21 protein-coding genes and 3 tRNA genes are annotated in these 23,266 nt (G+C 64.8%); 8 read left to right on the top strand and 16 right to left on the bottom strand.

Annotated elements, in window-relative coordinates:
• Position 1 precedes the first annotated feature (1 nt).
• On the top strand, positions 2–1,024 hold the full coding sequence (locus IM816_RS05615; RefSeq protein ID WP_250340097.1) for a tyrosine-type recombinase/integrase: 1,023 nt from the start codon (positions 2–4) through the stop codon (positions 1,022–1,024).
• A gap of 60 nt (positions 1,025–1,084) precedes the next feature.
• Here the strand turns inward: IM816_RS05615 and IM816_RS05610 are convergent.
• The 11 genes from IM816_RS05610 to IM816_RS05560 form a co-directional block, all read right to left on the bottom strand.
• Positions 1,085–1,171 (bottom strand) — tRNA-Leu (locus IM816_RS05610).
• A gap of 49 nt (positions 1,172–1,220) precedes the next feature.
• Positions 1,221–1,294 (bottom strand) — tRNA-Cys (locus tag IM816_RS05605).
• Between the two features lie 77 nt (positions 1,295–1,371).
• Positions 1,372–1,447 (bottom strand) — tRNA-Gly (locus IM816_RS05600).
• A 38-nt stretch (positions 1,448–1,485) separates the two neighbouring features.
• Positions 1,486–2,103 carry a CDP-diacylglycerol--glycerol-3-phosphate 3-phosphatidyltransferase gene (pgsA, locus tag IM816_RS05595; RefSeq protein WP_250340096.1) on the bottom strand — a complete coding sequence of 206 codons (618 nt, stop codon included), beginning with the start codon at positions 2,101–2,103 and terminating at the stop codon, positions 1,486–1,488.
• A gap of 52 nt (positions 2,104–2,155) precedes the next feature.
• Positions 2,156–3,979, bottom strand: coding sequence for an excinuclease ABC subunit UvrC (uvrC, locus tag IM816_RS05590; protein WP_072323075.1), 1,824 nt, complete (start codon positions 3,977–3,979; stop codon positions 2,156–2,158).
• Between the two features lie 209 nt (positions 3,980–4,188).
• Entirely contained in the window at positions 4,189–4,971 is a 783-nt protein-coding gene (gene kdsB / locus IM816_RS05585) for a 3-deoxy-manno-octulosonate cytidylyltransferase (protein ID WP_250340095.1), read from the bottom strand.
• Positions 4,972–5,032: 61 nt separating this feature from the next.
• On the bottom strand, positions 5,033–6,337 hold the full coding sequence (gene aroA, locus IM816_RS05580; RefSeq protein WP_250340094.1) for a 3-phosphoshikimate 1-carboxyvinyltransferase: 1,305 nt from the start codon (positions 6,335–6,337) through the stop codon (positions 5,033–5,035).
• The gene (gene hisC / locus IM816_RS05575; protein WP_250340093.1) at positions 6,334–7,446 is read right to left on the bottom strand and encodes a histidinol-phosphate transaminase; all 1,113 of its coding nucleotides are present in this window, start codon (positions 7,444–7,446) and stop codon (positions 6,334–6,336) included. Before hisC ends, aroA begins: the two co-directional genes overlap by 4 nt.
• Positions 7,443–8,543 (bottom strand): prephenate dehydratase, encoded by a 1,101-nt coding sequence (gene pheA, locus IM816_RS05570; protein WP_072323071.1) that lies wholly within the window; start codon positions 8,541–8,543, stop codon positions 7,443–7,445. The genes hisC and pheA overlap by 4 nt, the downstream gene beginning before the upstream one ends.
• Positions 8,544–8,622: 79 nt before the next feature.
• Positions 8,623–9,708 carry a 3-phosphoserine/phosphohydroxythreonine transaminase gene (gene serC, locus IM816_RS05565; protein ID WP_250340092.1) on the bottom strand — a complete coding sequence of 362 codons (1,086 nt, stop codon included), beginning with the start codon at positions 9,706–9,708 and terminating at the stop codon, positions 8,623–8,625.
• 40 nt (positions 9,709–9,748) lie between these two features.
• Positions 9,749–10,516: an FHA domain-containing protein gene (locus tag IM816_RS05560; protein WP_250340091.1), complete on the bottom strand. Its 768-nt coding sequence runs from the start codon at positions 10,514–10,516 to the stop codon at positions 9,749–9,751.
• Between the two features lie 130 nt (positions 10,517–10,646).
• Between IM816_RS05560 and IM816_RS05555 the strand changes: the two genes are divergently transcribed.
• Positions 10,647–10,922: a polyhydroxyalkanoic acid system family protein gene (locus tag IM816_RS05555; RefSeq protein WP_072323068.1), complete on the top strand. Its 276-nt coding sequence runs from the start codon at positions 10,647–10,649 to the stop codon at positions 10,920–10,922.
• 103 nt (positions 10,923–11,025) lie between these two features.
• Positions 11,026–11,244 carry a translation initiation factor IF-1 gene (gene infA / locus IM816_RS05550; protein WP_072323067.1) on the top strand — a complete coding sequence of 73 codons (219 nt, stop codon included), beginning with the start codon at positions 11,026–11,028 and terminating at the stop codon, positions 11,242–11,244.
• 153 nt (positions 11,245–11,397) lie between these two features.
• Here the strand turns inward: infA and clpA are convergent, their stop codons facing one another.
• Both clpA and clpS read right to left on the bottom strand, forming a co-directional pair.
• Entirely contained in the window at positions 11,398–13,665 is a 2,268-nt protein-coding gene (gene clpA, locus IM816_RS05545; protein ID WP_250340090.1) for an ATP-dependent Clp protease ATP-binding subunit ClpA, read from the bottom strand.
• Between the two features lie 78 nt (positions 13,666–13,743).
• Positions 13,744–14,076 carry an ATP-dependent Clp protease adapter ClpS gene (gene clpS, locus IM816_RS05540; protein WP_072323065.1) on the bottom strand — a complete coding sequence of 111 codons (333 nt, stop codon included), beginning with the start codon at positions 14,074–14,076 and terminating at the stop codon, positions 13,744–13,746.
• Between the two features lie 119 nt (positions 14,077–14,195).
• Between clpS and IM816_RS05535 the strand changes: the two genes are divergently transcribed.
• The 3 genes from IM816_RS05535 to hflD are packed head-to-tail and all read left to right on the top strand — an operon-like array spanning position 14,196 to position 16,425.
• Positions 14,196–14,684 carry an NUDIX hydrolase gene (locus IM816_RS05535; RefSeq protein WP_250340089.1) on the top strand — a complete coding sequence of 163 codons (489 nt, stop codon included), beginning with the start codon at positions 14,196–14,198 and terminating at the stop codon, positions 14,682–14,684.
• A complete protein-coding gene (mnmA, locus tag IM816_RS05530; RefSeq protein ID WP_250340088.1) occupies positions 14,681–15,802 on the top strand; it encodes a tRNA 2-thiouridine(34) synthase MnmA in 1,122 nt (373 codons plus the stop codon). Before IM816_RS05535 ends, mnmA begins: the two co-directional genes overlap by 4 nt.
• A complete protein-coding gene (gene hflD, locus IM816_RS05525; protein WP_250340087.1) occupies positions 15,799–16,425 on the top strand; it encodes a high frequency lysogenization protein HflD in 627 nt (208 codons plus the stop codon). Before mnmA ends, hflD begins: the two co-directional genes overlap by 4 nt.
• Positions 16,426–16,456: 31 nt before the next feature.
• Here the strand turns inward: hflD and IM816_RS05520 are convergent, their stop codons facing one another.
• Positions 16,457–17,434 (bottom strand): LysR family transcriptional regulator, encoded by a 978-nt coding sequence (locus IM816_RS05520; RefSeq protein WP_250340086.1) that lies wholly within the window; start codon positions 17,432–17,434, stop codon positions 16,457–16,459.
• A 186-nt stretch (positions 17,435–17,620) separates the two neighbouring features.
• Between IM816_RS05520 and acnA the strand changes: the two genes are divergently transcribed.
• Positions 17,621–20,365 (top strand): aconitate hydratase AcnA, encoded by a 2,745-nt coding sequence (gene acnA, locus IM816_RS05515; RefSeq protein ID WP_250340085.1) that lies wholly within the window; start codon positions 17,621–17,623, stop codon positions 20,363–20,365.
• Positions 20,366–20,430: 65 nt separating this feature from the next.
• Here the strand turns inward: acnA and IM816_RS05510 are convergent, their stop codons facing one another.
• Positions 20,431–20,862 (bottom strand): hypothetical protein, encoded by a 432-nt coding sequence (locus tag IM816_RS05510; RefSeq protein WP_250340084.1) that lies wholly within the window; start codon positions 20,860–20,862, stop codon positions 20,431–20,433.
• Between the two features lie 126 nt (positions 20,863–20,988).
• Between IM816_RS05510 and IM816_RS05505 the strand changes: the two genes are divergently transcribed.
• Positions 20,989–22,677: an AMP-binding protein gene (locus IM816_RS05505; protein WP_250340083.1), complete on the top strand. Its 1,689-nt coding sequence runs from the start codon at positions 20,989–20,991 to the stop codon at positions 22,675–22,677.
• Positions 22,678–22,794: 117 nt separating this feature from the next.
• Here IM816_RS05505 and IM816_RS05500 read toward each other — a convergent pair whose 3' ends face one another.
• On the bottom strand, positions 22,795–23,151 hold the full coding sequence (locus IM816_RS05500) for a PilZ domain-containing protein (protein ID WP_250340702.1): 357 nt from the start codon (positions 23,149–23,151) through the stop codon (positions 22,795–22,797).
• Positions 23,152–23,266 lie beyond the last annotated feature (115 nt).

The following is a 23,266-nucleotide window of genomic DNA, read 5'->3' as shown; positions in this document are numbered from 1 at the left end:
GATGGGACGTCGACCTTCGCGACCTGATGCGGTACCGCGCCTCCGCGCGCGGCGTAAGCCATCCGGTGTCGTGCACTATTACTACGACCACGGTGGCCGGCCGCGTCGGGAGGAACCGCTGGGCTCGGATTACGGTCTCGCGATCCAGAAGTGGGCCGAACACGAGCGCAGTCGCTACGCGCGCGAGAAGCTCGCCGAAGTCATCACCTTCCGCTACGTGGCCGATCGATACCGGGCGGTGGTAATTCCCACCAAGTCCCCGGCCACGCAGGCCTGTAACGCGCGCGAGCTGAAGCAGCTGCTGGACTTCTTCGATGATCCGCCGGGCCCACTCGACGCGATAACCCCAGTCCATGTGCGCAAGTACCTCACGCATCGATCGGGCTCCCCGGTGCGCGCCAATCGCGAGAAGGCGCTGCTCTCGCACATCTGGAACTTCGCACGCGACGCTGGCTACACCGCATTGGCGAATCCGTGCGCCGGCATCAAGGGGAACAAGGAGAAGGCGCGCGACGTGTACGTCGACGATGCGACCTACGCCGCGTTCTGGAAAGCGGCCGACCAGCCGCTACGCGACGCCATGGATCTCGCATACCTAACTGGGCAGCGGCCCGCGGATGTTCTGCGCATGCAGGAAACGGACGTGCGCGACGGTGCGCTTGAGCTGACCCAGGCGAAGACCGGAGCGAAGCTGCGCATCGGCGTGACCGGTGAACTCGCTGAGCTTCTGGCCAGGATCGCAGAGCGCAAACGCGACCATGCCGTGAGAGCGATGCGGCTCATTGTGGATGAGGATGGGAGGCCGCTCACGGCAGCGAAGCTCCGCGCCCGCTTCGACCGCGTACGCGAGGCCACGGGCTTGCGTTTTCAGTTTCGCGATCTGCGTGCGAAGGCGGCATCGGATAAGACCGATTCGAGCGGCGACATCCGCCAGGCACAGCGGCAGCTAGGCCATACGTCGGTGGTGATGACTGAGGCTTACGTCCGCTCGCGGCGCGGCGCGAAAGTGGACCCGACGAAATAATTGCGGACCGAAACCGAAATTGCGGACCGAAATCGCATATCCGTTTCGGGCTGTAGGCCTTGGTGCCCGGAGTGGGACTCGAACCCACATACCCTTTCGGATGAGGGATTTTAAGTCCCTTGCGTCTACCGGTTTCGCCATCCGGGCGGAAAGAAAAAAAGGCGCACTGCGTTAGCAGGTGCGCCTTGGAATGCGATGGAGGCCGAGGTCGGAATCGAACCGGCGTACGCGGATTTGCAGTCCGCTGCATGACCACTCTGCCACCCGGCCATCGCTTGCGCAGGCGAAGAGTATCCGCGTAGCGCTTAAAAAACAAAACCTCGGAGGTCCGAGGTTTTGTAAGAACTTGGAGCGGGAAACGAGACTCGAACTCGCGACCCCGACCTTGGCAAGGTCGTGCTCTACCAACTGAGCTATTCCCGCGTCGTTGTCCGGCTATTTTAGATCAGATGCCGAATGTGTCAACTACCTTGCACCGATTTTTTTTCACTTTTTGTCACATCCTCTGAATCTCCGCGCAGGCTCGGCCATGCGGCGCGGAGATAGTCGAGGCCCGACCAGATCGTCAGCACGCCGGCCACGACCAGCAAGGCCTCACCGATGTGATACAGGCGCAAGGTCTCTGCGTCGTGCTGAAGCAGCAGCACTACGAGGGCCACCATCTGCATCGCGGTCTTGAGTTTGCCGAGGAAGGCGACCTTGACCTTGGAACGCGCGCCAATCTGGGCCATCCACTCGCGCAGGGCCGACACGCTGATCTCGCGCCCGACGATCACCGAGGCCGTCACGGCCATCAGGATGCTCGACCAGCCCCCGCCGGGATGCGACTGCACGAGGAGAAAGAGCGTGACCGCCACCATCAGCTTGTCGGCCACCGGGTCGAGAAATGCCCCGAAGGCCGAGGTGAGCTGAAGACGTCGCGCGAGGTAGCCGTCGAGCCAGTCGGTAAAGCCCGCCAGGACGAAGACCAGGGCGGCCGTCAGGTTGGCGCCGCGGAACGGCAGGTAATAGACGATGACCATCACCGGCAGCAACAGCACGCGGAACAGGGTCAGCCAGGTGGGGAGGTTGATTCGCATAGGTCGGCCGGTGCGGGAGACGGGCGCTGCGTGCGCGACGTCTCCATGTCCATCAGGGGTGCAGCATGGCATAGATGCGTTCGGCAAGGCCGCGATCAATACCCTTCACACTCATCAATTCTTCGACGCCCGCGGCTTCCACACCGGCGAGGCCACCAAACGCCTTGAGCAGCGCAGCGCGCCGACGCGCACCGACGCCTGAAACGTCTTCCAGAGTACTCCGTTCGCGCGCCGCCTCGCGACGACGGCGATGTCCGCTGATGGCAAAACGGTGCGCTTCGTCACGCACGGCGGCCACCAGGTGCAGCGCGGGCGACGAGGTACCCGGATGCAACGTGGTGCCGCTGTCGGCCAGCACGAGCGTTTCCTCGCCTGCGCGGCGTCCGGGCCCCTTGGCCACGCCGACCACGCGAATGCCATCCACCCCAAGCTCCCGCAACACGTCCACCGCCTGCGCCACCTGGCCGGTGCCGCCATCGATCAGGAGGATGTCGGGCCTGGCGCCGCCTTCGACCACCTTCTTGAAACGGCGGGTCAGCGCCTGGTGCATAGCGGCGTAGTCGTCGCCCGGGGTGATGCCGGTAATGTTGAATCGTCGGTAATGCGATTTCTCCGGCCCCTCCGGACCAAAGACCACGCACGATGCCACCGTCAGTTCGCCACGCGTGTGGCTGATGTCGAAGCACTCGATACGACGCGGCGTGGCCTCCAGACCGAGCACCTTTTGCAGGTCGTCGAACCGGGCCAGCAAGGTGTGGCGACTCGCGAGGCGGGACGTCAGCGCCGCGCTGGCGTTGCGCTGAGCCATTTCCAGGAAACGCGCACGCTCGCCACGCACGCTCGGCTTCAACGACACAGTGTAGCCGGCATGATCGGACAGCACCGATGCCAGCACGTCCATGTCTTCTATCGGGTCGCTCAGCACCAGCTCGCGTGGCACCTGGCGATCGAGGTAGTACTGCGCCACGAATTGCGAAAGCACGTCCGATACCGAGGCGTCGGTGGGCAGGCGCGGGAAGAAGTCCCGCGAGCCCAGGCTCACGCCGTTGCGGAAGAACATCACGCTCACACATGCCATACCGCCTTCCATGCAGCAGGCGATCACGTCCATGTCCGCACTGGCGCCCTGCACGAAATGCTGCGCCTGCAGTTTGCGCAGAGCGGCTACCTGGTCCCGCAACGTGGCTGCCCGCTCGAAGTTCAGTTCCCGCGACGCTTTCTCCATCGAGACGGCCAGTTCGTCGATCACCGCACTGCTGCGCCCCTCGAGGAACATCTCGGCGTGGCGTACGTCGTTTCTGTAGTCATCCACCTCGATCAGGCGCACACACGGTGCGCTGCAACGACCGATCTGGTGCTGCAGGCAGGGTCGTGAGCGGTTCTTGAAGTAGCTGTCTTCGCACTGACGCACCTTGAACAGCTTTTGCATCAAGCCGAGGCTCTCGCGCACGGCGAACGTGCTCGGGTACGGCCCGAAATAGCGACCCGGCCCGGCCTTGGCACCACGGTGGAACGCGAGCCGCGGGTAGTCTTCCCCTCCCGACAGATAGATATACGGGTAGCTCTTGTCGTCGCGCAGCACGATGTTGTATCGCGGCTTCAGCGACTTGATGAGCTGCGATTCCAGCAGCAATGCCTCGCCCGCGGTACGGGTCAACGTGACCTCGGCCCGCGCGATCTGCGAGACCATCGACGCGATGCGCGGGTCCATCGGCGGCTTGAGGAAGTAATTGCCGACGCGCTTCTTGAGGTTGGCGGCTTTCCCCACGTACAGCAACTCGTCCTCCGCATCGAAGTAGCGGTAGACGCCGGGCGAGGTGGTGAGGTGGCGGACGAAGGCCTTGCCGTCGAACGGATGCGACTCGGTGTGCTCCATCCGGACATTTTACCGCGTCAGCTGGTCACGGACGCGAAAACGCCGACATGGGGGAGCCATGTCGGCGAGGGCCATCCGTGGGAGCGTCGCCTTCCGTGTAGGGATCAGTGTGGCGACGGGGTTAGATTACGTTGCCGCCCCATGGAGCGCGCCCGGTGCAAGCCGAGGAAGGGTGTGGGCCGTACCCCCGGTCGCAGGAAGGGGATTTCCTACACGCCCTGCCCAGCCAGCCAGCGTTCGGCCCGCTCAAGGTCTTCCCGCGTGTCGATGCCCGGCGGGAACGGTTCGGGCGTCTGCCGCACCGAGATGGGGTACCCGTGCTCGAGGGCCCGGAGCTGCTCCAGCGATTCGGCCTGTTCCAGCGCCGTGCGTGGTAGGGCCGCCAGCCTGCTCAGAAAGCCCGCACGGTAGGCGTAGATGCCGATATGGCGGAGGAACGGCACACCGGGCGGCAGGACCTGGCGGTCGCGCGCGAACGCGTCCCGTGCCCAGGGCGCAGGCGCGCGAGTGAAGTACAGCGCGCGACCGTTGCCGCCGCGCACCACCTTTACGATGTTCGGGTCGAAAAGCTCCTCGGCGTGCTCGATGGGCGTGGCGAGGGTTGCCATGGGCGCGTCGTCCCCCGCCAGAGTCGCCACAACGGCACGAATGCCCGCCGCGGGTGCGAACGGCTCGTCGCCCTGGAGATTGACCACCACAGTGTCTTCGGGCCAGCCGAAATGGCGGGCGGTTTCGGCGATCCGGTCGCTGCCGGAGGCGTGGTCGGGGCTGGTCATGCAGACCAGGATGTCGCCGCAGCCTTTCATTTCGCGGGCCACGCGCTCGTCGTCGGTGGCAACCACCACCTGCGCCGCCCCCGCCTGCCCTGCCCTGGCCGCCACGCGGCGAATCATCGATTCGCCGCCGATCTTCAACAGCGGCTTGCCCGGCAACCGGGTGGAGCCGAAGCGTGCGGGCACGACAACGACGAACGGAGGAATCTTCTCGGCCATGGCGGCGCCCGGGTAACGGAAAGGCGAAGGTTAGCGCCTCGACGTCACCGACGGAACGCCATCAAGCCGCCTCCAACCGAAAGCCGGCGCCATTCGCCAAAGCGACAAAGCCGGGGAACGAGGTCGCGACGTTGGCGCAGTCGCCAATGACGATCGGTGTGGACGCGAGCAGCCCGGCCACGGCGAAACTCATCGCAATACGATGATCGCCATGGCTGTCGATCGTGCCGCCACCGATGGGCCCACCCTGGATGATCGCGCCATCCGGCAACTCGTCGATCTTCACGCCACAGGCCTTCAGGCCATGAGCCATGCTGGCGATGCGATCCGACTCCTTCACGCGCAGCTCGGCCGCACCGCGAATGGTCGTCATGCCATCGGCCGTCGCCGCCGCGACGAACAGTGCGGGGAACTCGTCGATCATGTCCGGCACGATGTCCAGGGGCAGCGCCACGCCGTGCAGTGGTGCGTAGCGCACGACCAGGTCGCCGATGTCTTCCCCGCCACTGCTGCGCATGTTCTCCACGGCGATGTCGGCCCCCATGAGTTCGAGTGCCGCCAGCAAGCCGGTGCGTCGCGGGTTCAGACCCACCGCTTTCAGGCGAAGCTCGGAACCCGGCACGATGCAGGCGGCCACGATGAAGAAGGCCGCAGACGAAAAGTCCGCCGGCACGTCGACGTCCACCGCGCGCAACGTATGCCCGCCTTCCAACCGGGCGCGTCCGGGGGCGTAGTCGATCGGCCAGCCGAAGGCGCGCAGCATGCTTTCCGTGTAGTCACGGGTCGGATGGGGTTCTACCACCTCGGTGAAGCCCTCGGCGTAGAGACCCGCCAGCAGCAGCGCCGACTTGATCTGCGCGCTGGCGACGGGCGGTTCATAGGTCACGCCGTGCAGCGTCTTGCCACCGTGGATACGCAGCGGCGGCTTGCCGTCATTCGTATCGATGACGGCACCCATCAAACCCAGCGGGTCCGTCACGCGTCGCATGGGGCGCCGCGAAAGCGACTCGTCGCCGATCAGCGTCGAGTCGAACGCCTGTCCGGCAAGCAGTCCGGCGAGCAAGCGCATGCCGGTGCCGGCATTGCCGCAGTCGAGCGGTTCGCTGCTGCCGCGAAGCCCATGCAGGCCCACGCCATGCACGACACGCTCGCCCGGTGCCGGAGTTTCGAAACGTACGCCGAGTCGACCGAGGATGGCGGCTGTGGCCCGCGTGTCCTCGCCTTCAAGAAACCCGCGGATGCGCGTGACGCCTTCGGCAAGGGCGCCGAACATCAGCGCGCGATGCGAAACGGACTTGTCGCCCGGCACGACGATCTCGCCGCGCAGCGGACCGCCTGCGGAACTACACCAATCGATGCGGCTCACGGCAGGTTCTCCAGCAGGCGTTCCAGTTCTGTACGGCTGCCGACGCTTATGCGCAGCGTGTGCCGCAATCCATAACCGACCATCGGGCGCACGATGACGCCGCGTTCAAAGAGATGTGCCTCGAACGCGGTGGCGTCGTCGCCGAGATCGACGAGCAAAAAATTGGTCTGCGACGGCAGCACGCGCAGACCGCGCGCCATGAGTTCCCCTGCGAGCCAGGTGCGATCACGGCGATTGGTGGCGCGCACGTGCGCGCGATGCTCGTGGTCGCCCAGCGCTGCCTCGGCGGCGGCCAGCGCCACACCATTGACGTTGAACGATTCGCGCAGACGCTCGCACACCGCCGCCACCGAAGGATGGCTGAGCATGTAACCGATGCGCAGCCCCGCAAGCGCATACGCCTTGGAGAACGTGCGCGTGACGGCGAGGTTCGGAAAACGCCCCAGCAGATGCAACGCCGTACTCAGCCCTTCCGCATCCACGTACTCGTGATATGCCTCGTCGACCACCACGAGTGTCTGCGGCGGAATCCGCTCAAGAAAGTCTTCCAGCGCGGCGTCGGTGAACCAGGTGCCGGTCGGATTGTTCGGATTGGCGAGATACACGAGCCGCGTCGCAGGCGTGACAGCCGCTGCCATGGCGGCGAGGTCGTGCCCGTACGGTGCTTCCGGATGGTCGGCAGGCAGCGCAGGTACCGCGACGGCCGGTGCGCCCGCCGCGGCCGCGGCGATCGGGAACACCGCAAAGCCGTACTGCGAATGCACGACCGGATGCGCTTCGTCCGCGAAGCACTGTGCCATCAGCATCAACAGCTCATGCGAGCCATTGCCGAGGGTAATGCCTGCAAACGGCACGCCCAGTTCGTCGGACAGCTTCCGCTTCAGCGACGCGCCGAGCGGATCGGGATAGCGCCAGGCCTCCTCGATCGCACGATTGGCCGCGCGCAGCGCGGACTTGCTCGGCCCCAGGGGGTTCTCGTTGGAACCCAACTCGGACAGCATCTCGCCGAAGCGCAGGCGCAGCGCCGGAAGATCGTGGCCGGGATCGTAGGCGCGGAGCGCCGACGTCGCCCGATTGGCGAGCGCGGCAGCATCGAATTCAAGAGTCATGGCAAGGCGACAGGATAGGAACCGAGTACACGCACGTCGGCGGCGGCAGGTTTCATTTCTTCGAGCGCGGCCTGCACGGCCTCGTCGTCCACGTGGCCGGATACGTCGATAAAAAACGCGTATTGCCACTTGCCGGTATGTGCCGGTCGCGACTCGATGCGATTCATGCTGATGCCATGACGCGCCAGCGGGCTCAGCACGTCGTAAAGCGCACCGGGCTTGTCGCGCACGGAGACCAGCAGCGACGTGCGGTCGTTGCCCGACGCGGGAAAGATGGAGCGACCGATCACTAGGAACCGCGTGGTGTTGTCGGAGCGATCCTCGATCGGACCAGCCACCGTCTTGAGGCCATACACACGTCCGGCCGTCTCGCCCGCAATGGCGGCCGACTCGGGCGAGAGCCGCGCCGTACGCGCTGCCTCGGCGTTGCTGGACACCGGCACGCGCTCCACATTCGGCAGATTCACGCGCAGCCAGCCCTGGCATTGCTGCAGCGACTGCGGATGCGAGTAGATGCGCTTCACGTCCTTCAACTCGCCGCTCAGCGAAAGCAGATTCTGATGAACGCGCAGTTCGACTTCGCCGCAGATGGTGGCCTTCGACACGAGGAACATGTCGAGGGTCATCTGGATCATGCCCTGCCCCGAGTTCTCGACCGGTACCACACCAAAGTCGGCGTTACCGGCCGCGACCTCCTGGAAGACCTCTTCGATGCTGCCCAGCGGCAAGCCGTAGGCAGCGTGACCGAAGTGCTTGCGTACCGCCTGTTCGCTGAACGTGCCTTCCGGCCCGAGAAAACCGATTTTCAACGGTTGCTGCTGCGAAAGGCACGACGACATGATTTCGCGGAACAGTCGCACGAGTTCCGCATTCGGCAGCGGACCGTCGTTACGATCGATCACGCCGCGCAGGACCTGGGCTTCGCGTTCGGGTCGGTAATACTCTACCGCCGCCTTCAACGGGCCCTTGGCCCGGCCGACCTGCTGCGCCCAACGGGCACGCTCGCTGATGAGCGACTGCAGTTGCTGGTCGATGCTGTCGATGCGCGTACGCGCCTCGGCCAGCGTGGCTTGTTTATCGGCGGGGGTCTTGCTCATGGACGTCCAGGCGGCTAAGTGGTTGCAGTTGAAACGGTTATCGCCGCGCATGCATGCTGCAGCGCGGCGACTTCCGACTTTAACCGTGCTTGGCCGCAAAGTCCCGCATGAATTGCACCAGCGCTTCCACGGCGGCTTCGGGCACGGCGTTGTAAAGCGACGCGCGCATGCCACCCACGGCCTTGTGTCCCTTGAGGCCAATGAAACCGGCCGCTTCCGATTCGGTGAGGAAAAGCGCATCCAATGCACTGTCGTGCAACACGAATGACACGTTCATACGCGAACGTGCAGCGCGCTCCACATCGTTTCGATAGAAACCATTCGAGCTGTCGATGACGCCATACAGCAGCGCTGACTTGCGCGCGTTCCGTTCGCCCATCACGGCGAGTCCGCCTTCTGCCGCCAGCCAATCGAAGGTGAGGCCGGCGAGATACCAGCCCCAGGTATTCGGCGTGTTGAGCATGGAGTCGTTGGCGGCCTGCTCCGCGTAACGAAGAATCTTCGCGATCGGGCGTGGCGGGCGCGCAAGAAGATCCTCTCGAACGATCATCACCACGAGGCCGGACGGACCGATGTTCTTCTGCGCGCCCGCGTAGATGAGGCCGAAGCGCGAGACGTCCAGCGGCGCGCCAAGGATGTTGGATGACATGTCCGCGACCAGCGGCACGTCGCCGACGTCGGGAATGTCGTGAAATTCCAGCCCGCGAATGGTTTCGTTCGGCGTGTAATGCACGTACGAAGCCGCAGGATTCAGCGTCCACTGCTCGCGCGGCGGCAAGCTGAGGAAATCGTTCGCTTCCGATGTGGCAGCGATGCGTGCATCCACGTGGTACGCCGCCTCACTGACGGCCTTGCGGCTGAAGACGCCCGTCACGATGTAATCGGCGCTGCCGCCCTCGGGTGCGAGGTTCATCGGAATCTGTGCGAAGTGCTGGGTGGCGCCGCCTTGCAGGAACAGCACCTTGTAGTTGTCCGGCATGCCGAGCAACTCACGCAGGCGGCGCTCGGTCGCCGCGGCAAGTTCCATGAAACGCTTGCCGCGATGGGACAGCTCCATCACCGAGGCGCCGGACCCGTTCCAATCGAGCAGCTCCGCCTGTGCACGCTTGAGGACGGCTTCCGGCAGCGCGGCGGGACCGGCACTGAAATTCCAGTCTCTGCTCACTTCGTTCTCTTCGTGGGGAAGGTAACGCCGATTATGCCCGTCAGAAGTGCATGAAAAGCACTGCGGAGATACCCAGCGCCAACAGCGCGGCGGTCGCGATCAGCCACCACACGTCCCCGCGCGGCGCGTCAGTGTCCGGCACGGCGACCTCGGGCTCCGGGTCCGACATGATCACTACCGGTTCCGCGGCCCAGCCGGGGCCATCGACCACGAAGCGGTGGGCGGCGATGCCGATCTGGTCGCCCGGCTGCAGCGAGGCTCGCACCACCTTCACCCCGTTGACGCGCACGGCGTGACGGGCGGGGACACGCGAAGCATCGAGCACCAGATCCCCCTGCTCCCACGCCAGCGTCAGCAAGGCTGCGTCGTTGCCGGGGAGTTCGAGGGGCAGCGCGCCGTGGGTGGAACCCAGCTCCAGGCGGTCGCCCACCGCGACCACACGACCCGACAAGGGGCCGGCCACCGGCCGCAAGGCGACGGTGCAACGCGATTCGGTAGGCTCGACGGTCACCCGGGCATCAAGGTCCGCGTCATCGCGCACCAGCATTCGGCAGTCACCGAGGGAAAGGCTGTCGCCAGGGCGCAGCAGCGCGCGTTCGCGCACGGGTCGTGCGTTGACGTACACGCGCCCCGTCTCGGGTGCGACCTGCAACACGAGACCGCGACGGTCCCGGTGGATGGTGACGTGGCGCGCGGCGACCTGGGTTTCGGACACGACCAGGTCGTTATCCTCCCCGCGGCCAATCGTGAGCACGGGCCGTGACCAGTGGAAATCACCGCGTGCCGAGCTGACGAATTCGATGCGCATGGAAGAACCGGGACGTTGACGACGCGACTTTAGCAGAGCGCGGTATCTATTTGAACGCAAAGGCGTCATCGGTCCGTGACAAGGACGCTGCTAGACTTGGCAACTCCATCGAACAGAAGGACCCGCCGCGATGGCAAAGATCGACATCCGCCGCCCCCATGGAACGACCCTCGAGAATGCCCGCACGGTGGTCGAGAAAGTTGCTGCTCGCATCAGCGAGAAATTCGGCACCGAAGGCCAATGGGACGGCGACACCATGAGCTTCGCGCGTTCTGGCGTGAAGGGCGCCATCGAGGTGACCGCCACCGACGTCCACGTGACGGCCGAACTCGGCATGCTTCTCTCGCCCTTGCGCGGCACCATCGAAGACGAGATCCGCCGGAAGCTGGACGAACAATTCGGCTGATCCCTGCCGCCACCGGGCGCCGCCCGGTGGCCTCGCACCGCCCCCTATGGCATACTAGTGGACTTATGCGGCCATTCCGGCCGTTCATGTCGACCCGGAACACATGGCAAAAGACGACGTCATCGAAATGGAAGGCACGGTCCTCGAGACCCTGCCCAACACCATGTTCCGCGTGCAGCTCGAGAACGGGCACGTCATCACTGCCCATATCTCCGGCCGCATGCGCAAGCATTACATCCGCATCCTTACAGGCGACAAGGTGAAGGTCGAAATGACCCCTTACGACCTGACGAAGGGACGCATCACGTACCGCATGAAGTAAGGCGCCTCGCGCCGCCTCCATGAGGCAAAAAAAGCCGCGGCAAACGCCCGCGGCTTTTTTATTGTTGTAGGGAGCCGCTATAGCAGCGAGGAAACCCGCCTCGCCGCTATAGCTCTCGCAGGCTTACCGCCGCCATGGCGGCGCCTGCCTTTCTTAGGCTTCCGCCGTGGCCGGCTCGGCCGACTCCGTTTCGACGTGCAACTGATCGCCCTCGACCGAGAGGGTGACCTTGCCGCCTTCGGCCAGCTTGCCGAACAGCAGCTCGTCCGCCAGCGCGCGCTTCACCTTGTCCTGGATCACGCGAGCCATCGGGCGGGCGCCCATCTGCGGGTCGAAGCCGTGCTCCGCCAACCAGCGGCGCGCTTCCGGCGTCACGTCCACACTGACCTTCTTCTCCGCCAACTGGGTCTCCAGTTCGATCAGGAACTTGTCGACCACGCGCAGGATGTGGTCGAAGTCGAGCGCATTGAACTGAATGATCGCATCGAGACGGTTGCGGAACTCGGGCGTGAACATGCGGCGGATGGTCTCCATCGCGTCCGGTGCGTGGTTCTGCTTCACGAAGCCGATGCCGCGACGCGAAGCCAGTTGGGCACCGGCATTCGTGGTCATCACGATGATCACGTTCTTGAAGTTCGCCTCTCGTCCATTCGTGTCAGTCAGCACACCCCGATCCATGACCTGGAGCAGGATGTTGTAGACGTCCGGATGCGCCTTCTCGATTTCGTCCAGCAGCAGCACGCAGTGCGGATGCTTGGTGATCTGCTCCGTGAGCAGGCCGCCCTGGTCGAACCCGACGTAGCCCGGAGGGGCACCGACGAGACGCGACACCGAATGCGCTTCCATGTACTCGGACATATCGAAGCGGACCATCTCGATACCGAGCTGCATCGCCAGCTGACGGGTAACCTCCGTCTTGCCCACGCCCGTCGGGCCGGCAAGCAGGAAGCTGCCGATCGGCTTGGACGGATCACCCAGACCCGAGCGCGCCATCTTGATCGACGAAGCCAGCGCCTCGATCGCCCCATCCTGGCCGAACACGACCATCTTGAGGTTACGCTCGAGATTGCGCAGCACGTCGCGATCGGAGGCCGAGACCTGCTTCGCCGGGATGCGCGCCATCTTCGCCACGATGTACTCGATCTCGGGCACGTCGATCCTGCCGGTGCGCTCTTCTTCCGGCAGCAGGCGCTGACGGGCACCGGCCTCGTCGATCACGTCGATAGCCTTGTCGGGCAGCAGACGGTCAGGGATGTGCTTGACCGAGAGGTCCACCGCCGCACGCAGAGCCTCACCGGTGTACTCCACCGAGTGATGTTCTTCGAAGCGACTCTTCAGACCACGCAGGATCTCGATGGAGTCGGCCACGGTCGGCTCGACCACATCGATCTTCTGGAAGCGACGAGCCAGCGCGCGGTCCTTTTCGAACACACCGCGGAACTCCTGGAACGTGGTCGATCCGATGCAGCGCAATTCGCCGGAGGCGAGCATGGGCTTGATCAGGTTCGAGGCGTCCATGGTGCCGCCCGACGCCGAACCGGCACCGATGATGGTGTGGATCTCGTCGATGAAGAGGATCGCGTTCGGCTGCTTCTTGAGCTGAGCGATCACCGCCTTGAGGCGCTTTTCGAAGTCGCCGCGGTACTTGGTGCCGGCGACCAGAGCGCCCAGGTCCAGCGACCAGATCGTGCAGTCTTCCAGCACCTCCGGCACCTGTCCCTCGACGATGCGCTTGGCCAGACCCTCAGCGAGCGCGGTCTTGCCCACGCCAGCCTCGCCCACGTAAAGCGGGTTGTTCTTGCGGCGGCGGCAAAGCACCTGGATGGTCCGTTCGACTTCGTCCTGGCGACCGATCAGCGGATCGATCTTGCCCTGGATGGCAAGCTCGTTCAGATTGGAGGCGTATTCGTTCAGGGGATTGCCCTTGCCTTCCCCGCCTTCCTCACCGTCACGCTCGGCATTGGGCGCCGCGGCAGCCGACTCGTCGCCGATCTTGGCGATGCCGTGCGAGATGTAGTTCACGACGTCCAGGCGCGTAATTTCCTGCTGGTGCAGGAAGTACACGGCGTGCGAATCCTTCTCGCCGAAGATCGCCACAAGCACGTTGGCGCCGGTGACTTCCTTTCGACCCGAGGATTGCACGTGATAGACGGCGCGCTGGAGCACGCGCTGGAAGCCCAACGTGGGCTGCGTATCGCGTTCGTCGCCGGCCGGCAGCACCGGCACCGTCTCGGCAATGATCCGCTGGAGATCGGCCGCGAGGCGTGGCAAATCGACGCCGCAGGCCCGCAGTGCGGCGAGGGCGGAGGTATTCTCCGTGAGGGCGAGCAGCAGATGCTCCACGGTCATGAATTCGTGGCGCTGCTCACGGGCCTGCTTGTAGCAGTGCCCGATGGTGACTTCGAGATCCTTGCTGAACATACGGACCGTCTCCGATAGCTGTGGGCGGCGAGGGCGAGCCCCCTTTCAATGCCGCATGAACTCCAGATGGGGGATCGGCTACATCTTTTCCATAGTGCACAACAGCGGGTGCTGATGAGACCGTGAGTACTCGTTGACCTGAGTCACCTTGGTTTCTGCCACCTCGCGAGTGAACACGCCGCAGACGCCCTTTCCTCGCGTGTGAACATGAAGCATCACCTGTACCGCCCTCTCCTGGTCCATACCGAAGAAACTGCGCAATACCTCGATCACGAAATCCATCGGCGTGAAGTCGTCGTTCAGCAGGACGACCTGAAACAGCGGCGGCCTGGCAGTGTCGGGACGGGCCGTCTCAATGGCGAGGCCGTGCCCGCGTTCGCTTTCCTGATCGTGTTCGTGTTCTTGGGACATTAATTTGAAGCCTTCGATACGCGAGTCGTTTATACACCGGAAGCCGGGCCACTTTCCGGTCGATTCCCACAGGTGATGGCACAATAGGCCTTTTTCCAGAGCCCTATCCCCTTAAGCCGATGACGCCGACCAGCTCCCCCACCGAAAACGTGTGGTGCCCCCGGGTGACGGTGGCCTGCGTGGTCGCGCGCGGCGACCGTTTCCTCATTGTCGAGGAGGAAGTTGGCGGTCGTATTGCCTACAACCAGCCTGCAGGTCACCTCGATCCGGGCGAGACGTTGCAGGCCGCGGCGGTGCGCGAAACCCTCGAGGAAACCGGCCACCGCGTCGCGCTCGACGCTTTCCTCGGGGTGTGGCAGTGGACCAGTTCGGAGCACGGCGAGCAGGTTCTGCGCTTCGGCTTTTCGGCCCATGTCCTTTCCCACGACGAGACGCTGCCGCTGGACAAGGGTATCCGCCGCGCTCTATGGCTGCGGCGCGACGAGATCGAGGCGCTCGGCGACCGGCTGCGCACGCCGCTGATCCTGCTCACCATCGACGCCTGGCTCGACGGTCGGCGCCTGCCGCTGGATACGGTGTCGAGCCTGCTGCCTGGGGTCGACTCGTGAAAGTGATCCTCGGCGTTTCCGGCGGCGTGGACTCCTCGGTCGCCGCACTCCTGCTCCGGGAAGCCGGGCACGAGGTGGAAGGCATGTTCATGCAAAACTGGGAGGAAGACGACCGCTCCGGCCCGTGCACCACCGACGAGGATCGCAAGGACGCCGTTGCCGTCTGCGGCCGGTTGGGCATCCCCTTCCATGCGCGAAATTTTGCGAGCGAGTACTGGGACGGCGTGTTCGCCTATTTCCTCGCGGAGTACGCCGCGGGGCGCACGCCGAATCCCGACGTGCTGTGCAATCGCGAGATCAAGTTCAAGACCTTCCTCGAGCACGCACGAGCGCTCGGCGCGGAAAAGATCGCCACCGGCCACTACGCCCGCGTCGATTTCCGCGACGGCCGTTATCGCCTCCTGCGCGCCGTCGATGCCGCGAAAGACCAGAGCTATTTCCTGCATGCACTGGGCCAGGAACAACTGGCCGCCACGCTGTTCCCGGTCGGCGAGATCGAAAAGCCGCGCGTGCGCGAGATGGCCCGCGAAGCGGCTTTGCCGACCCACGCGAAGAAGGATTCGACGGGCATCTGCTTCATCGGCGAGCGGGATTTCCGCTCGTTCCTTTCGCACTACCTTCCCGCCAGGCCCGGCCCGATGATCGACCCGGGTGGCCGTGTCATCGGCGAGCATCAGGGCGTCATGTATTACACACTCGGCCAGCGCAACGGCCTCGGCATCGGTGGCCGAGCCGACGCGCCGAACGAGCCCTGGTACGTGGTGGGCAAGGATGTCGCCAGCAACACGCTTGTCGTCGCGCAGGGCGGAGAGAATCGCTGGCTGCAATCGACACGGCTTTCAGCGACCGACGCCACCTGGGTCGCTGGCGAGCCGCCCGCCCTTTCGTTCCGCTGCACCGCCAAGACGCGTTACCGCCAGGCCGACCAGGCATGCACTGTCGCGGTTCGCGGCGACACCCTGGAGGTGTCGTTCGACGAACCCCAGCGCGCCGTGACGCCTGGGCAGTCGGTCGTGCTGTATGACGACGAGGTATGCCTGGGCGGTGCCGTGATCGCTGCCACCGACGCTCCCTACGGCGGCCTGGCTCCACCCCCTTCCCCCGAGTTTTCCGAATGAACGAAGAACGCGTGCTCGCCCTGGCGGGTGTTTTCCAGGGCGCCGCCCTCGCCCAGCAACTGGCGACCGACGGCCGCTGCGACGAGGCGGCGTTTGAGGCCAGCATCGCCAGCGTCTTTCGCATCGATGCCGATTCCGTGGCCTCCGTATACGGCGGTGTGGGCGGCGTGCGCCGCGGATTGCGCACGCTGGTCGCGCAGTTCGAGGACCAGACCCGCGACGTGGCGGTCATGCGCATGGCAGTCACCGTACTTCGCCTGGAACGTGCGTTGTCGCGCCAGCGCGGCCTGGTCGATCGCCTGCGCGAGGGCATCGTCGGTGCCCAGCGGCAGGTCGAACATTTCGGCATCACGCACCCCAACGTGGCCGCGCGCCTCGCCGATCTCTACACGTCCACGCTGTCCACCCTGAAGCCACGGGTGATGGTCACCGGTACGCCAGCGCACCTGCAGCAGAAGGCGAACGTGGATCGCGTGCGCGCGTCGCTTCTTGCGGCGGTACGTTCGGCAGTGCTGTGGAACCAGCTCGGCGGTCGCCAGTGGCAACTGCTGGTCTATCGCAAGCAGTGCGCCATGCTGGCGCGCGGCCTGCTGACAGGCTCGACGCTCGACGACGGCGGTTGAGGCGAGCGTCCCGGCGTCTGGGCAGTTGTCGCTACGCCACGGTCTGAGGCAGCGCCGCGTCCAGCCCCGGGATGGTTTCTGCCAGCGTTCGCAGAAGATCCCCGAAGCGCGCCAGGTCGTCGTGCCACGGCGTGGCACTGCGCCAGTAAAGAGAAATGTGCCGGCCAGGCCGCGCGTCTTCCACCGCGGCCAATACGACGTTGGGAATCGACCCCAGCCGCTCGTGAGCCAGGATCGGCACAAGCGTATAGCCGCCGCGCAAGGCCACTAGCGTGGCAAGGCTTTCGATGCTGAGGTCCTGGATGCGCTCGGGCCGGGCCGAACCGGCCATGCCCAGATCGGAGACGCCATGGCCGTGGCTCTCGGCCATGAGCGTCGCCTCCGCGGCGTCCAGTTCCGCCAGGCGAATCGACGCCCTGCCCGCCAACGCATGCCCGGTGTGCAGCATGAGTTCGTAGGGCTCGAAGAACAGCGCCGTCGATTCCAGGCCGGTCACGGTCGCAACGGGCGGGGCCAGCACGGCATCGAGTTCGCCTTCCTGCAGACGACGCAGCAGGCCGCGGGGTTTGCCTTCCGAGATGGTCAACCGCGCACCGGGGAAACGCTGCGGGAACGGCTCGATGAAGTGCGGCAGCAGGTACGGACCCAGGGTCGAGGGCACGCCCAGACGAAGCTCACCCCCGAAGGCGACGTGCCCGGCACGAGCGGCGTGCTCCAGATGCTCGGCGGACGCCAGCACGTCTTCTATATAGCCGAGCAACCGCTGCCCGCTGGCGGTCGGCACCACGCGCCGGCCGCCGCGCTCGAACAGCGGGGCGCCCAGCGCCTGCTCCACCTTCTGCACCTGGTGCGAAAGGCCCGACGGGCTGATGTACATGGCCCGGGCCGCACTGTTGAAGCTGCCCTCGCGCGCCACGGCCTGGACCAGCGCGAGGTCGCGCAGCGACACCGACGACAAGGCCATCGAAATCATCGAACGCTGCGTGCCATCAAATGCGTTTGCGCCCATGTCCCGCCGCCCTCATCCTTTCGCCGCCGAGATTCGCGTGGTCTGCGCCACGAATCGGCCATTCTAGCCGCTGCCGGTCTCAGCCGGTCGCGCTCCCACGGCAGACTGCGCGATAATCGACGCCTTTGGCGGTCCGTCCCGGGCCGCCCGGCCTCCCCAGCTAAGCACGCACGCCAGGAGTACAGCATGAAAGACTCGTTCTCGGTCCGAGACAGTATCGAAGTCAACGGCAAGCGCCACACCATCGCCAGCCTGGCCAAGTTCGGCGACAAGTTCGACATCAAGCGCCTGCCCTACTCGATGAAGATCCTGCTGGAGAACCTGCTCCGCCAGGAAGACGGCGTGAACGTCACCTCGAAGGAAATCGAGGCCGTCGCCAAGTGGGATGCCAAGGCCGAGCCGGATACCGAGATCTCCTTCATGCCCGCGCGCGTGGTGCTGCAGGACTTCACCGGCGTGCCCTGCGTGGTCGACCTGGCCGCCATGCGCGACGCCGTCGCCAAGCTCGGCGGCGACCCCAACCGCATCAATCCGCTCGCCCCGGCTGAGCTGGTCATCGACCACTCGGTGCAGGTGGATGCATTCGGCTCCGAGTCCGCGCTGGAAAAGAACGTCGAGATCGAGTTCGAGCGCAACCAGGAGCGTTACTCGTTCCTGCGCTGGGGCCAGAAGGCCTTCAACAACTTCAAGGTCGTGCCGCCGCGCACCGGCATCGTTCACCAGGTGAACCTGGAGAACCTCGCCCGCGTCGTCTTCACCAATGAAGTCAATGGCGAATCGTTCGCCTATCCCGACACGGTGTTCGGTACCGACTCGCACACCACGATGATCAACGGCATCGGCGTGCTCGGCTGGGGCGTGGGCGGCATCGAGGCTGAGGCAGCCATGCTGGGCCAGCCGTCGTCGATGCTGATCCCGCAGGTCGTCGGTTTCCGCCTGACCGGCAAGCTGCCGGAGGGCGTGACCGCCACCGATCTCGTCCTCACCGTGACCCAGATGCTGCGCAAGCTCGGCGTCGTGGGCAAGTTCGTCGAGTTCTTCGGCAATGGCCTGCAGAACCTGCCGCTGGCCGATCGCGCCACGATCGCCAACATGGCCCCGGAATACGGCGCCACCTGCGGCATCTTCCCGATCGACCAGGAAGCCCTGAACTACATGCGCCTGTCCGGCCGCGACGAAGCGCAGATCGCCCTCGTCGAGACCTACGCGAAGGCGCAGGGAATGTGGCACGACGCCAACACGCCGGAGCCGGAATTCACCACCGTGCTCGAACTCGACCTCGCCGACGTGAAGCCGTCGCTGGCCGGTCCGAAGCGTCCGCAGGATCGCGTGCTGCTGGAAGGCGTGAAGCAGAGCTTCCTCGACGCCGTCGGCCCGCTGACCAGCAACCGCAAGCCGAAGAACGGCGACGTGGCCCGCTTCGACGGTGAAGGCGGCGGCACCGCTGTCGGCAACGAAGGCAACAAGGTCGGCGACGACGGCGTGCTCGTCGAGAAGGACGGCAAGTCGTTCCGCATCAACGATGGCTCGGTGGTCATCGCCGCCATCACCTCGTGCACCAACACCTCGAATCCCGCCGTGATGATCGCGGCCGGCCTCGTGGCGAAGAAGGCGGCTGCACGCGGCCTCACCTCCAAGCCGTGGGTCAAGCCGTCGCTCGGCCCAGGCTCGCTGGTCGTGACCGAATACCTGGAGAAGACGGGCCTCCTCAAGGAACTGGAAAAGGTCAACTTCTACGTCGTCGGTTACGGCTGCACCACCTGCATCGGCAATTCGGGTCCGCTGCCGGTCGAGATCAGCAAGGGCATCGCCGAGGGCGATCTCGCCGTGGCGTCGGTGCTGTCGGGCAATCGCAACTTCGAAGGCCGCGTGCATCCGGAAGTGAAGATGAACTACCTGGCCTCGCCGCCGCTGGTGGTCGCCTACGCCCTGGCCGGTACGCTCAATATCGACCTGACCAAGGACGCCATCGCCACCGGCAGCGATGGTCAGCCGGTATATCTCAAGGACATCTGGCCGACCAACCAGGAGATCTCCGACCTGATCGCCAGCTCGATCGGTCCGGAGATGTTCAAGGCGACCTATGCCGACGTGTTCAAGGGCGACAGCCGCTGGAACCAGATCGCATCACCGGACGGCAAGACCTATGCCTGGGACGATTCGACCTACATCAAGAACCCGCCGTACTTCGACGGCATGAGCGCCGAGGCCGGCACCATCGAGGACATCCACGGCGCGCGCGCCATGGGCATCTTCGGTGACTCGATCACCACCGACCACATCTCGCCGGCCGGCTCGATCAAAAAGGACAGCCCGGCGGGCCGCTTCCTGATCTCGAAGGGTGTCGAGCCGAAGGACTTCAACTCCTACGGTTCGCGCCGCGGCAACGACGACGTGATGGTGCGCGGCACCTTCGCCAACATCCGCATCAAGAACCTGATGCTGGACGGCGTCGAAGGTGGCTACACCAAGTACATCCCGACCGGCGAGCAGATGGCGATCTACGACGCCGCCATGAAGTACAAGGCCGACGGCACGCCGCTGGTGGTCCTCGCCGGCAAGGAATACGGCACCGGCTCGTCGCGTGACTGGGCAGCCAAGGGCACGCTGCTGCTGGGCGTTAAGGCGGTCATCGCCGAGAGCTTCGAGCGTATCCACCGCTCCAACCTTGTCGGCATGGGCGTGCTCCCCTGCCAGTTCCTCGAAGGCGAGAACGCGCAGACGCTGGGTCTCAAGGGCGACGAAGTGTTCGACATCACCGGCCTGGAAGGCGGCGAAGCGAAGCGTGCGACGGTCAAGGCCACGCGCCCGGACGGCTCGGTCAAGGAGTTCACCGTGAAGGTGTTGCTGCTGACCCCGAAGGAGCGCGAGTTCTTCCGTCACGGCGGCATCCTGCAGTACGTGCTTCGCCAGTTGGCGAAGGCGGCATAAGAGGCCTCCGCAGAACGCCCCGGGTAACACCGGGGCGTTTTTTTGTGCCTGTCTCTCGTGCGCCGCTACAAGGCTTTCTTCCATGTGGCCGTGAAGCAGCGCCACTCGCCGCCTTCCTTTCGCCAGCCAGTTTCGACGTTGTATGCACCCGCGTCGTCGGGGAGTACGCCCGCGCTGGCGGTCAGCGTGACGGTAAATGTCGCGACCATCCGCTCGCCTCGCCGCTCGGTGGAGATCGGCCCCATCAGCACGTGAATCGCCTGCCGGCGCAGCGCGTAGCCGCGAATGAGTCGGGAAAGCGACTGCCGATCCAGTTGCCCACCGTTACCGTCGAAATCGTCGCTGAGCGCCGCCACCGCGTCGCTTGCCTTGCCCGCTTCCGCCGCTTCGGTTGTCGCCGTCACTGCGGCCCGTATCTGTTCCTCGTCGGGCGTGTGCCTGCAGCCGATCATCCCGGCGAAAACGAGGCACAGCAGCATGGTTCCGGCCTTCCACATCGGTACTTTCTCCCCGTGTCGGCTCGCTGCGGCGCGGCTTGCCGCTGTACGCGCGCGTATGCTCCAATGCCTCGATCGTACGACGATGCGCCGTACGAACGTCACTTTCTGGAGTTCGTCCGATTCATGAGCATTGAGCGTCCGTGGCTTGACCACTATCCGGCCGGCATTCCCGCCGACATCGACGTCAACGCGTACCGCTCCGTGGCGGCCGTCTTAGAAGACTCGTTTAAGAAATTTCGTGATCGCCCCTCCTTCGCCAACTTCGGCAAGGTGCTCAGCTATGGCGAGCTGGACGAACTCTCCGCCGCATTCGCGGGTTATCTGTCAGGCGAACTCGGGCTGAAGAAAGGCGACCGCCTCGCGATCATGCTGCCGAACCTGCTGCAGTATCCGATCGCGCTGTTCGGTGCGCTGCGCCTCGGCCTGACGGTAGTGAACACCAATCCGCTGTATACGACGCGCGAACTGCATCACCAACTGGAAGATTCGGGCGCGAAGGCGCTGGTCGTCCTCGACAACTTCGCCGCTACCGCGCAACACGCGCTCGATGGCACCAAGGTTCAGCACGTCATCACCACCGCCGTCGGCGACATGGTGGGCTTCCCGAAGGGCAACATCATCAACTTCGTGGTGAAGACGGTGCGCAAGGAAGTGCCGCCGTTCAACCTACCGAACGCCGTGCGCTTCCGGGCTGCGCTGGAGCGCGGCAAGAAGCACGCGTTACCGGCCGTGGAGATCGGTCACGACGACGTGGCCTTCCTGCAGTACACCGGCGGCACCACGGGCGTCGCCAAGGGCGCCATGCTCACCCACCGCAACATGGTGGCGAACATGCTGCAGACGCGGCCATGGGTGGCAGGCCACGCCACGCTGGGCGAAGAGTCGATCATCACGGCGCTTCCGCTGTATCACATCTTCTCGCTGACCGTTAACTGCCTCATCTTCGCGAGCCTTGGCGGCCTGAATCACCTCATCACCAATCCGCGCGACATGCGTGGCTTCGTCAAGGAGCTGCGCAAGACCAAGTTCACGGCGATCACCGGCGTCAACACGCTGTTCAACGGTTTGCTCAACACCCCGGGCTTCGATCAGGTGGATTTCTCGCACCTGCATCTTTCGATGGCCGGCGGCATGGCGCTGCAGCGCAGCGTGGCGGAGCGTTGGAAGAAAGTCACCGGTCATCCGATCATCGAGGGCTACGGTCTCACCGAGACCTCCCCGGTGGCGTTCGCCAACCGTGTCGACATCACCGACTACACCGGCGCCATCGGCTACCCGATTCCCGGCACCGATGCGCAGATCCGTGGCGAAGATGATCGCGTCCTTCCCATCGGCGAGGTGGGCGAGCTCTGCATTCGCGGGCCGCAGGTCATGAAGGGCTACTGGAACCAGCCGGACGAGACGGCCAAGGTGCTCGACGCCAACGGTTGGCTGCGCACCGGCGACATCGCCCGCATGGACGAAACAGGCCAGGCCTTCATCGTCGACCGCAAGAAGGACATGATCCTGGTGTCGGGCTTCAACGTGTACCCGAACGAGATCGAAGACATCGTCATGCACCACCCGGGCGTGGCCGAAGTCGCTGCCGTCGGCGTGGACGACGAACACTCCGGCGAAGTGGTGAAGCTGTTCGTGGTGCGCAAGGACCCGTCGCTCACCGTCGATGCCTTGAAGGAGTTCTGCCGCGAGAACCTCACCGGCTACAAGCGGCCGAAGCACATCGAGTTCCGCGACGCCCTGCCGAAGACCAATGTCGGCAAGATCCTGCGTCGCGAGCTGCGCGACGAAGAACGCAAGAAGAAGCAGGCCTGATAGAAAAGAAACAAGCCTGATAGAAACGGGTGGGAGCCAGCCTGCTGGCGATGGATGCACGCGACAAGCACCCATCGCCAGCCTGCTGGCTCCCACGAGTCCGGCATGGCGCCGTGCTTATTCGTCCTTCCAGGTCTCCAGCGTGTCGGCATAGCCGCCGAGCAGTTCCCACAGCGAGGCCTGCTTGTCTTCGGGGATGAGGGTGTATTCCATCCCGATCTGCCGCGCCGACACACGGGCCACCGACGCCTCCACATGGATGTGCAGGTCGTGGCCGAAGATCATGTCGAGAATCCAGGTCTGCCCGGGCTCACCGCGCCAGCCGAGAGGACGACGCAGCAGGGCGCCGGTGGCCGAGATGTCCACCAGGTCTGTGGGATGCGCCTCACCGCCGCGGCTCATGAGGACAGCCGTCCTCACGCGCATGCGGGCATGGCGGTATCGCATGTTCTGATCATCCTTGTCGTTCGACATCAGCTTCTCCACCCATCCTGAAATACCGTCCTTGCCTGTCATGACCGGCATGACCGCACCTCGTCCAGGTTACGTTCCGTGTCACAAACGGACACATTAGCGCAGTCCGGGTTCC

The organism is Luteibacter flocculans, from assembly GCF_023612255.1.
Lineage (GTDB): Bacteria > Pseudomonadota > Gammaproteobacteria > Xanthomonadales > Rhodanobacteraceae > Luteibacter > Luteibacter flocculans.
This window is presented reverse-complemented; position numbering and strand designations above follow the sequence as displayed.